Origin of the sequence: Trichocoleus sp. FACHB-90, from assembly GCF_014695505.1 — a bacterium.
GTDB lineage: Bacteria > Cyanobacteriota > Cyanobacteriia > Cyanobacteriales > FACHB-T130 > Funiculus > Funiculus sociatus.
The window spans coordinates 1-9921 of the sequence record NZ_JACJOK010000101.1; the positions used below are offsets into that span (position 1 = coordinate 1).

At 46.2% G+C, this 9921-nt stretch carries 8 protein-coding genes; 3 read left to right on the forward strand and 5 right to left on the reverse strand.

The features are described 5' to 3' along the window. Positions 1-86 precede the first annotated feature (86 nt). The gene (locus tag H6F74_RS28180; protein WP_190445412.1) at positions 87-2381 is read right to left on the reverse strand and encodes a hypothetical protein; all 2295 of its coding nucleotides are present in this window, start codon (positions 2379-2381) and stop codon (positions 87-89) included. A 223-nt stretch (positions 2382-2604) separates the two neighbouring features. Continuing rightward, a protein-coding gene (locus tag H6F74_RS28185) for an ISKra4 family transposase (protein ID WP_190445413.1) occupies positions 2605-3668 on the reverse strand; the annotation gives its coding sequence in 2 pieces (ribosomal slippage) (positions 2605-3515 and positions 3515-3668; 1065 coding nt in all). Between the two features lie 412 nt (positions 3669-4080). Here H6F74_RS28185 and H6F74_RS28190 point away from each other — a divergent pair. Together H6F74_RS28190 and H6F74_RS28195 are read left to right on the forward strand one after the other, a co-directional pair. Then, complete coding sequence (locus tag H6F74_RS28190; RefSeq protein WP_190445414.1) at positions 4081-4452, forward strand: hypothetical protein; 372 nt, start codon at positions 4081-4083, stop codon at positions 4450-4452. 76 nt (positions 4453-4528) lie between these two features. Continuing rightward, entirely contained in the window at positions 4529-5917 is a 1389-nt protein-coding gene (locus H6F74_RS28195) for a hypothetical protein (RefSeq protein WP_190445415.1), read from the forward strand. A 265-nt stretch (positions 5918-6182) separates the two neighbouring features. On the opposite strand, the gene H6F74_RS28200 is transcribed toward H6F74_RS28195, so the two are convergent. Further along, on the reverse strand, positions 6183-6731 hold the full coding sequence (locus H6F74_RS28200; protein ID WP_190445416.1) for a hypothetical protein: 549 nt from the start codon (positions 6729-6731) through the stop codon (positions 6183-6185). Between the two features lie 720 nt (positions 6732-7451). Between H6F74_RS28200 and H6F74_RS28205 the strand changes: the two genes are divergently transcribed. Then, entirely contained in the window at positions 7452-8447 is a 996-nt protein-coding gene (locus tag H6F74_RS28205) for a tyrosine-type recombinase/integrase (RefSeq protein ID WP_242022613.1), read from the forward strand. Between the two features lie 563 nt (positions 8448-9010). On the opposite strand, the gene H6F74_RS28215 is transcribed toward H6F74_RS28205, so the two are convergent. Together H6F74_RS28215 and H6F74_RS28220 are read right to left on the reverse strand one after the other, a co-directional pair. After that, complete coding sequence (locus tag H6F74_RS28215) at positions 9011-9436, reverse strand: hypothetical protein (RefSeq protein ID WP_190445417.1); 426 nt, start codon at positions 9434-9436, stop codon at positions 9011-9013. A 34-nt stretch (positions 9437-9470) separates the two neighbouring features. Further along, positions 9471-9737, reverse strand: a complete 267-nt coding sequence (locus tag H6F74_RS28220) for a hypothetical protein (protein WP_206756373.1) — start codon at positions 9735-9737, stop codon at positions 9471-9473. Positions 9738-9921 lie beyond the last annotated feature (184 nt).

The following is a 9921-nucleotide window of genomic DNA, read 5'->3' on the forward strand; positions in this document are numbered from 1 at the left end:
CGGCAATGATAAACTCTTCAGTAGAAAACATTTGTCCCACCCTATGCTTCTAAGCAATTGATGATCAGAAGCATACAGTGGGATTTTCATATTTGAAAAGTTGCACATCGCCTATACTGTGCTTCAAAACCAGGTGTAACTCTGGGGTCATCAGTGAGCTGTTCTAGTATTGTCCAAACTTGGGTGCGGAGTTCTAAAGGGATTTGGTTCTCTGCTGTGGCTTGCAGCCCTTCCGTGATGACATCTATTACAGCTTCACAAGTTTGATTCCATTCACGATCGATGGCACTGTTCGGAACCTCACACTCAGAAGTTTGGTGCTGTTGCGCTAGTATCCAAGAGCAAAATTCAAGAATCTCGAACCAAGGGAATCCCTGTCGCTGTTGATGAGTTGTCAGTGCCTGCCTCAGTCCACAGAGGAACCAGCGCTTATATTCCGTATCCAATTCTTTGAACTGTTCGCTCTCGCGTACAAAGGTTTCAGGATTTTGAGTGATGACCTGGAAAAGTTCCCATCCGAGACCATTTCGCGATGGTTCAAGTAAATTTCCCGAAGGCTGCCATTGTTTCAAAAAGGCTAATAACTCCGTCATGCTCATGGAAGCTAGTTCAGCCGAAGTTTTCGGACTTCTAGAGACTTTCAACAGTCGGATGCCACCTACAGGTTCTAATGGTTCTACAGGACCAAGTTCGCTAACTAGCTGTTCATACTGCTGCTGCAACTGTTCAGTAAGATAATCACTTAGGATTGCTAGCCAGCCTCGCTGCCAAGACTTAATGTATAAAGCTCTGTCCGCTGTACTGAGTGATGGTTTGTCAATGGCTCCCTCTGCAATCCAGGTGAAAATTGTTTCTTGCGCTTCTGAGGAGAGGTTAGAAAATTGCTCCTTCATCAAGAGCTTATACTCATAAAGTTCTCCTTGATTTTGAAAGCGCTCGCAGTTCGTAAGTCGTTCTTCGATTAGCTCTTGTGACTCGTTTGGGAAGCGGTAAAGCAAATGTAATGAGAGGCGTTGGAAAATTGTCCTGTTGTAGCTCTCCAGAACTGGCACCAAGGTGCGTACTGCTACTGGGTTATTCTCAGCGAGATGTTCTGTGGCATCTCGCACCGCACTAATCAAAAGCTCCCTTATTCCATTTGGATTATCCTTAATAGACGCTCGCCAATGATGGGAATAATCTGGAGAGGCTGACAAGCGAACTGCCTCCTCAAGCAAGTCACAAAGCATCTTGAATGTACCTTCGCCTGCTACTTCTCGTAGTTTAGGCACATTGTTTTGCAGGAGTTCGTTGTAGTAGTATTCATTCAAGCGTGTGCTTGGTTCCCCCAACGAGCTGCTACTTTGGGAGGCTGGCAGCACAGCCAGCAGTTCTCTGAGCAGAGAAAGCGCTGTATCAACTTGGTTCTCGTGAGTAAGATAGTTAACCAGCTCACATAATTTATCTGCTAAGTAATCGTCAAGATAGCCCTGCTCTCTAAGCCACTCTGTTTCTTTCTCTACCCAACGAGCCGCCAGTTCTGGTGGCATTGCAAGAGCTGCTTGAGCTAAGTCTTCGTGTACGATAACATTTTTTGTCCGTGTCTCTAAAATCTTTAGGGCAATATCCAGAACTGTTTCAGGTTCGTGGGAAGCCATCTGCGCTAAGTAGCGGGATTGTGGCCAGCGGAAAAAGCGTTTTCCACCGCCCTCAAAATTTACTTCTGGCTCAGGTGGATTTTCAAAAAAACCCTTTTCTCGAAGTTTCTTGAGCCATCCTGGGAACTGTAGCTGCTCAAAGAAGTACCCCAGACCGGTAAGGCTGTTGGGAATATGAAGACGAAGCATCTTTAAATCTTCGTCCCCAGGTTCAGGTTTGCTAAGCAACTCGTCTAATTTTCCACGGATGTCAGAGTAGCGAGTTTCAAATCGGTCGAGGAGTTGATCTAAAACAGCTTGTATATCACCCCAGAACTGCCTAAACTCTTGATCGACTGAACGAGGTTGTGAAAGATCGTTGCGGTGTGCCCGTGTGTGGAGTCCGTACTCGCTATTTTTACCTGACAGGCTCAACCAAGTCTGGGCTACAATCGATGCTTCAGGGATTTCGAGTGCCTGCAACACAGTCCGAATTTGGGCTTCGTGTGTATTTTCATTAGAAGCCTTCTTCTTTTTTGATGACTGCTCCGATAGCTCCCAGATGTGCTTTAACACAGCACGCAGTGAACTCTCAATTTCTCGCAAAAGGTGGCCTACCAAATGCGTTGTGGACTCCAGCAGTGGCTCCATTTCCATGAGGCGACACGCATCGCGATAGAAGGCAGCTGCTCCTGGTCCTACAAGGAATTTTAGTCTGCGATAAATTTGCTCTTGCTGTTGATTGCTGAAGTTATGGGACTCCATTCTCTAGTATGCAGACGCTAGTTTTTTTGTGGTGTAAGCACTACTTTAGCTGATTAAAATTGAGTTTCTCTGGGGAGTTTGCAAAGACAAACTAATAACAGTCTGTTCACTCAAAGTAGGCGCTGATGAACGAAAGCATTCGTATCTCGTCACCTAGAGCAAGCGTGCCCCCCCTGGTATAAGAGTGGCTGCCGGGAGCATCCCGGTTTTGCGCTTTTGAGCATCAAACGGATATTGATCCGTTAAGGTAGGCGCACCGAAGCTTAAGCATTTGATTAACATTTTTCATCAACCACTGCGCTCCTGAAATTTTCAACCTTCTATCAATTTGTTTTACTGCCGACTCTACAGCTCCCGAACCGATTGAGCAAACCTTTTGTGTTGACAATTGCTCGTAGTTAACAATCCGGAGGCGATGCTTCTCCAAATAAGCGCAAAAGTTCTGCGCTTGTTTTTGACGGCAAGGCTTAAATAAATTGATGGTTTCCTCGACTCGTCCTTGCCAGAGAAATTCCTTACCCTGAGCCAGGCGATTCAACGACCCACCGACCTTATATAGATTTTCAACTAAGTGATACCAATCTAAAATTTCCCGCCGCGCCCCGTTAGGATTCAACTGGACAATAATATTCCAAATACCATCATGGCCATCTCCCAAACAGGTTAGTAGCTCTGATAAAGGCTGACTGTTCACATAATTAATTAACTCTTGATTGTCAAGAAAAAATGCTCCGTAATAACTGCCGTGCAGTCGCACAGCTTTGTAGTCAAGCCAGTGACTCGCCTCTCCCAAAGCTTTTCTGATACGGACTTTCCCCCCATCCACACTGGTTTCCTTTACCTCGGAAGTAGCTATTATGGACGCCCATTCTTGCTTTTCCACTAATCGGTGTAAACAAGTGTGACCTATATGCACTCCCGTCTGGGCTTCAATTTCACAGGCCGCTTTCTCATAAGAGAGATTAGCCACCTGGCGGAGGCAGCACTTTTCAAATAATGGAGCTAAACGAGTTGATTTTTTTACTCCCAATTTTTCGGCTTGTTTTTCATTAATTATTAACTTACCAATGCAACTTTTTACTGTGCGAGACCGTCCTTGTTCTGTTCCTGTTGCCTGTTTGATAAAAAAAAACCAACTTCCGGCCCGACTAATTCTAGCCATTGCTCCCGAATATGCTTTTCGATTTTTTCCAGACTTGATAATTCTGAGTGCGGAGTGTTTTTGTACATAATCTCGGCAATCTCAGCAGCACAAGCTTTTAAACGCTCCTTTTGTTCAGGGGTCATAACCGCTCCTCCTACGAATGCAGTTCACGCTTCTGTTGACGCTCTACCTATTATCCTCTCTTGATAGTAGTTTTACAAAACCGGGATGCTCCCGTGGCTGCCTCGCTCCTATTCTATTTCATTGTGACCGTCTGCTGCTGCTCGTAAGAGTGCTGCTTCAGGCAGTATCTACTGGTCGGAGTCTGGTTATGGCATCGCATAGAGTGGTGTCGTCGGGTGCCTAATAGTAGATTTAATTTGGTCTTCATCCAAAAAGATGATGTTAATTTTTTTATGACTCACGACTGAGCTTATTTTTACTGATTGTTCGTTAATTTGTGATGCATAACGTCAAATCTAGGAAAAAACTTTTTCCTGGTTTCAATCATAATTGCAAGTTTACCCAGAAAAAATTTGTTGTTGGAGTAGTTTTATGTCGAGCAATTTAGTTAGTTTGGCTAATCATTTTTTTCCAGAAGTGGTGAGGGATGTTTTGAAGGATTATCCTTCTGTACGGAACGAAGTAGCTGCCTATATGGAGACTCCTGTTTTTGACGCTTCGTACCGCCCTCAAGAGGTAAATCTCTACTTTGATGACTGCTGGGTAGCTTCATGGAGCCGGGAGGGTCAAGTCGCTCAAATTCCTAATCTCCAGCTACCTTCTACCAGTCGTCCTGAAGTAGTGGAACTGGAGGTAGACGGTGAGCCAGGGCTGATTCTGGTGCTTGGAGTTGAAGTGTTGAATCGTATTGAAAAGATTCCAGGACACGAATTATGGCTGCTTGAGAAGCAGCAAGCCGCTTAGGGTTTTCGTTGATACGACCTTTGAATGCACCACTGGCAACGTACCAAACAAAAAGATTTCAACAGGAATTGAACACATGGCTAATGACAGGTCGCTTTTATCGATAGAGCAAGCGCAGGAATTCATTAAACAATTGGCGCAACGAATGGATGCCAATTCGGGCGACAAGATTGAAATTCAGATGGGCAAAAACTCAGTTTATGAAGGAGTTGTAGGACAAGAGCCAGACATGAGTAAGTTAACAGAAACTCGTGTAGAGGTACTGCGAGCTGCTATTAATATGGACGCGCCCCCAATAGAAGGAAAGCGCGAGCTGTCTAATCTAAAGCAAGCAATCATCCTGGAGAAAAATGATGTGCCGGTGTTTCAGTTCGAGAAAGGTCAGGTTCAGTTGAGCCAGCTTGTAGAACCGCAACCTCTGCAAGTTGAGCAGGCAACTGAAATAGACGGAGTGCAGGTAGTTTCCCAGATACCACAGGAGCAGTCGCCTGTTGAAGTGTTTGAATCGGTAACGCCTTTTGAAGTAGTCAAGAAAGAGATTGATGTGTCCGATTTACCGCAGGATAGCAGTGTCCGTGCCAGCACTCAGGAATTCGTGCAGCACAAAGAGCTTCAGTCCAAGCTCCAGCAGGAAGAGACCTCCAAGAACTGGCAGTGGTTCCAGGTGTCGCGCCTGGAAGACCGCCAGGGAGCTTATCAAGGGTCTGTATCTATTGAGGCGATTCAAGATTTGGCTGTTAGCAGGGCACCAGTACCAGAGAATCTCCGCTCAGAGCGTGATGAAGCGGTTCATAAAGCCGAGCAATTTGTTATTCAGGTTGCATCTAAAGCTCTTGAGCAGGAAGGACGCGAGGTGGTGCCTGGAGTCAAGCAGGTTGAAACTGGGGGCTACCTGATTACAAAAAATGAGCGAACCGACGACTTAGCAATTGATAAACAGAATCAGTCTTTTTTAAATCACCAAACTGGTAAAGTTGACCATAGCTACCGTCCAGACGGGGTTCTTAAGGCTGTGGGGGATGAAGTGACCCATAACCGGATGTTGGTAAAAGACCTGGACAACTTTGAGTACATTGAGCGCAAGCAGTTGACTAAGGATAATTTGGAAGGGTTGCGCGATATGGTGAAGACTTACGGAAAAGATGGCAATGTTCCTATAGAAACCTGGACTGGAGGGAAGAAGGACGGTGCCAAGATTGAGAAGATGCAAGGACGAGCGCTGGTTTCTGACAAGGCGCAGATGCAAATTATTGAGTCTGGGAAACATTTGCAAGTACGCGATACAGAGGGCAACTTGCAGATGAAGGCTTACGGCAATCAAGTTGAAAAACCAATGACTTGGGCGCAGTCCCAAGATTTCAAGGAGCGCTACGCAGTTGTGCAGCAAGTGCGCCGGGACAAGGGATTGCAGGCTGTAGCGGCTGTTGTCCAAAAGTCGGGTCAGGGAATGGAAATTGCCGAATAGCCAATGTTCTGTTCAATTAACGAACCTAAATTAAGGAAATTTCAATTTAAGAGCAACTAACTGTAGCGCATGTATTCCTTTCTCGCCTGAGTAATTGCTGTTTGGTTTCTTTGGAAATGGATTGGGCTGTTATCCAGGCGAAGCTTCTAGCCTTCGGCAACCCCTACAGAGTACGGAGCAGCTTCGCTAACCCTGACTCTATGAACGCATGGCACGCGATGTTTTGGGTGATAATTAAATTGTCCTTTAGAAAAATATTGATTTTTTATTCCCCCACAACTTTCTTAATCGCCGCGTCTAAAATATCAACATTATCTTTTGGGTAAACAAAAGCTTGAGAGCCTTTGAATAGTTGTCTTTTGGGTAGAGTGCCGTGCCGCTGTTTAAAGGCATCGTTGGCAAACAATTCTATGTGTATTATTTGATTAGCCGTTATTTCTATCCCTAAATATTTAGCTCGTTCTTTGATAAACCAACACTCTGGCTCTTTTTTAACAGTCTTTGATTTGCGTTCGCGGCGACCGTTGTTTTGACTAGCGTTGTATTCATCTAGGTAATCTGCTAGCCGCTGCTGTAGATACTCGTCTACCAACGCCTTAACTCGCTCCTCCCAGTCGCCTAACCCCCTGCTTGTCGCCTTACCTAAATCGATGGCGAGTTTGTCAAGGTCGCCATTTAGGTAATGGGAGATAAATTTAGTCAGTACGGCTGTGGCTGTAGTGCCATTTTCCTGACAATGCTGCCTAAACTTTTCCCACAGTTGGGAATCGCAGTTGAACGAAGCCAGCCGCTTGGAGCGCCCTGTATTGCTCATATATAGGTATTCTATAGGTCTCCTCTAGGTACTACTCAGAATTAATCAGCCATTAAGTACCAAGGTATTACCTTGCTTAAACCTAGATATGATAGCAGGGGTTAGGGCGATCGCTCCTCGTTTGATGAATGGGTTCTACCCTAAACTCTTGCTAGGTAAGGCATTACTCCCCACATTGTGTGAGGGAATCCTTTAAAACTTGGCTTGACGTGAAAACCCCGCCAATCCAGGTTTTTACCGGCTCAATTATCTGCGAGCGCCCTTCTTTACACCGCTCGCCTGTCGGTTTGCACATAACTTGAAATTTTTACTACGGACTGACGGCACTTTCAGCCTCCTCATTTGCACATAAGTTGAAATTGATTTGTGCAATAGGTGAAAATTTCCTACCCAATTTGCGTATTAAATGAAATTTTCCAACATTACGTACCCTTTTAAGCCTGAAATGTTTATTGGTCAAGGATGTGAGCTTTAAGGGCAGGCGTGGAGTCGTCCGGAGGGAGCGATCTTCCTAGCTTTGGAGTGAGTGCGATCCCGCTGTATCGTTCTCACGTCTCAAGTTATGTGCCAAAAATTTCATCTTATGTGCAAAATTTTCACCTTATGTGTAACGGTTTTCACTTTATGTGCAAACCGACACGCCCCAATATCCATATACCCTTGTGGGGAATTTAATACCGATAATTACCCTTATAGGTATTAGAATTTGTAAGAACAATAATGCTCTCACCCATGCTTGCCACCCATCGCACTACCCAAGCAATCAGCCAGCCGATCACGACAGAAGATATGCTGGAAGCGTTTGCTGATTTCCTCAATATTGATGTAGGCGCAGGGGATGCTGCACCGGATACAGTGGCGACTTACAGCAGTCATTTGCAACAGTTTGTTTCCTGGTGCGATCGTACTCGCATCAACCCAGCCGCTTCGACCCGTGAAGATATCAAGCGCTACCGGCGCTGGATGATTGAGGAAAGGCGCTACAAACCCGCTACGGTAGCCCTGAAACTATCGGTGCTGAGGCGCTTTTATGATGCCGCAGTGGAACATCGGCTAATAGCAGTGAATCCCGCCTCCGGTGTGAAGCCACCACGGGAAAAACGGGATGCAGGTGAGCGGATTACTTACTTGGAAAAGCCTGAAGTAGAGAAGTTGTTAGGGGCTGTACCAAATGATGGCACTCTGAAGGCAGCGCGGGATAAAGTGCTGTTGGCAATCATGGCACTCGAAGGACCGCGGACTGTTGAGATTCACCGCACTAATATTTCTGATGTAGTGCAGCAAGGAAGCAATCTGGGACTCCGGGTAGAGGGCAAGCGCAACATCAGGGTAGTGCCGCTGACACCGGCTTTAGCTCAAGCCCTGATAGCTTACCTAGAAGCCAGGAAAACTGGCGGTGAAATCCTGGATGCTTCCAGCCCGTTGTTTGTAGCGGTAGGTAACCGGGCTGGGGGTAAGCGAATTTCTCGGAGAGGTATCAGGCAGATTGTGGATGGTTATCTCACTCAAACTGGGCTGAAGCATAAACCAGGACGTACCCTAACCGCCCACAGTTTGAGACACACTGCTGGTACTCTAGCCTTGCGGGCTGGGGCTGAACTGCGGCAAGTGCAGGATTTGCTGGGGCATAAAGACCCCAGGACTACTACTATTTATGCTCATGTGGCTGAACGCTGGGAAAACAATCCAGCTCTGAAGTTGGGCATCACTTTCTAGAGAATGCGATCGCGCTTTGCAAAGGGGTACAAACTTGGCCGACAGGCAGCGCGGATGTTAATTGAAAAGTTGTTTGCTAAATATCTGAATACTGCTACCGTTACGCCAAATTTGGCGTAACGGTAACGGCTCGCTACTCTAGTTTGACGAGATAGAGGTACAAGCGTAGAACATCGTTAACGTTCTTGGTCTATTGGCTTACGAGATGGCTGTTTTGCAGTGGCTTGCGTTGTCTTGGTTGGAGAGCCACTTACCTAGAAGCGTGAACTGTTGGGTGCCACCAGCGCTCCCGTTATGCACAGCCAGTACCAGAGATCGTCTACCCCGGTTGTTTGACCATGAGTTCGTTTCGCTTGTGTAGCTGAGTCGGGCTGCTGTAAGGGCGAGGGTGAGCGCTCACGTATTCAACTCGATGAGCTGATTGCAGTAAGCGCTCGTAATCCTGCTTGTGGGAAACAGGCCAAATGTTGGGGAAAGTTGTGCAAGGAGCAGCAGCTAACAGTTCGACGTTTATATCTTGCCGACTTTTGGACTGCTTTAAACATAAGTCGGCAGCCCAGGTGTCAATTCTTTATCCAGCGGGTGTCGGTGATAGCCTTCTCTCCCTGATTTTGGCTTGGCACCCCCTCTACACTGGATTTTTCGCTAATTGGTTCTTTGCTACAGATGATTGCTGTAGGACATTCAGATTTAATGATTTCCTGAACTTTTTTCCAGGTTTCATCTTTTTCTGCCTGGGTGCGACCGCCTGCTAGTCCAGATCCAAAATCCGCTGGGATATACACTGGTAGTTTCTGTTGGCAAGCCCAGGCATTGATTCGCTTCAAGCCGAGAGCGAGAGCCTCAAAATCAGTACGGCGTTTGTCGGTACCGTAGCCCTGCTGACTGGCGACGTTGGCAACGTAGAAGGGAGGAGTTTGGGATACTTGCACTAGCTGAACATCGCCTAGTTTCCAGTTTGCTTTTTGCTTGTAAGCCTCGTAGACCACTGAGAGACCGTCTGAAGTTTTCTATCGGATTGCCTTAGCCAGAGAAAGCGCCCATGTATCCCGGTTTCCCGTTTTCTACAAAGTGGACTTGATGCAGGATTACGCTGCGCTTGACTTTGAGTAAATCCTGATGGATGTGCTGGTTGCTGCGATGTCTCAAGAGGGATTGCATTGAGCGATAGCGAAGCGCTGACTTGTCAGTTCGCGTAGGTCGGTTCCGTAGCGACAAGGCGCCGTCAGGAGATAAATCAATAACACTAGCTGCGTTGCCATTTTCCATTGCTATAAAAAAAGGAAACATTGGAAACGTTATGGAAACATAGAAATATTGGCTCTACCGAACTTGTTATGTAAAAATGTTAAAAATGGCTAATCAAAATAGCAGAAACAGAATAGGTATAAGAAGTGACATTTGTTGCGGGGCTTGAATTCTGGGATTGATTGTGATTAAGTAGATGCAGTAAAAAAGCAGCCCCAGACTGGGT

Excerpts from the sequence above, each read along its gene's own strand:
- H6F74_RS28200 (WP_190445416.1), bottom strand. The coding sequence starts at position 6,731 with ATGAGCAATACAGGGCGCTCCAAGCGGCTGGCTTCGTTCAACTGCGAT.
- H6F74_RS28205 (WP_242022613.1), top strand. The coding sequence starts at position 7,452 with ATGCTCTCACCCATGCTTGCCACCCATCGCACTACCCAAGCAATCAGC.
- H6F74_RS28190 (WP_190445414.1), top strand. The coding sequence starts at position 4,081 with ATGTCGAGCAATTTAGTTAGTTTGGCTAATCATTTTTTTCCAGAAGTG.
- H6F74_RS28195 (WP_190445415.1), top strand. The coding sequence starts at position 4,529 with ATGGCTAATGACAGGTCGCTTTTATCGATAGAGCAAGCGCAGGAATTC.
- H6F74_RS28180 (WP_190445412.1), bottom strand. The coding sequence starts at position 2,381 with ATGGAGTCCCATAACTTCAGCAATCAACAGCAAGAGCAAATTTATCGC.
- H6F74_RS28220 (WP_206756373.1), bottom strand. The coding sequence starts at position 9,737 with ATGTTTCCTTTTTTTATAGCAATGGAAAATGGCAACGCAGCTAGTGTT.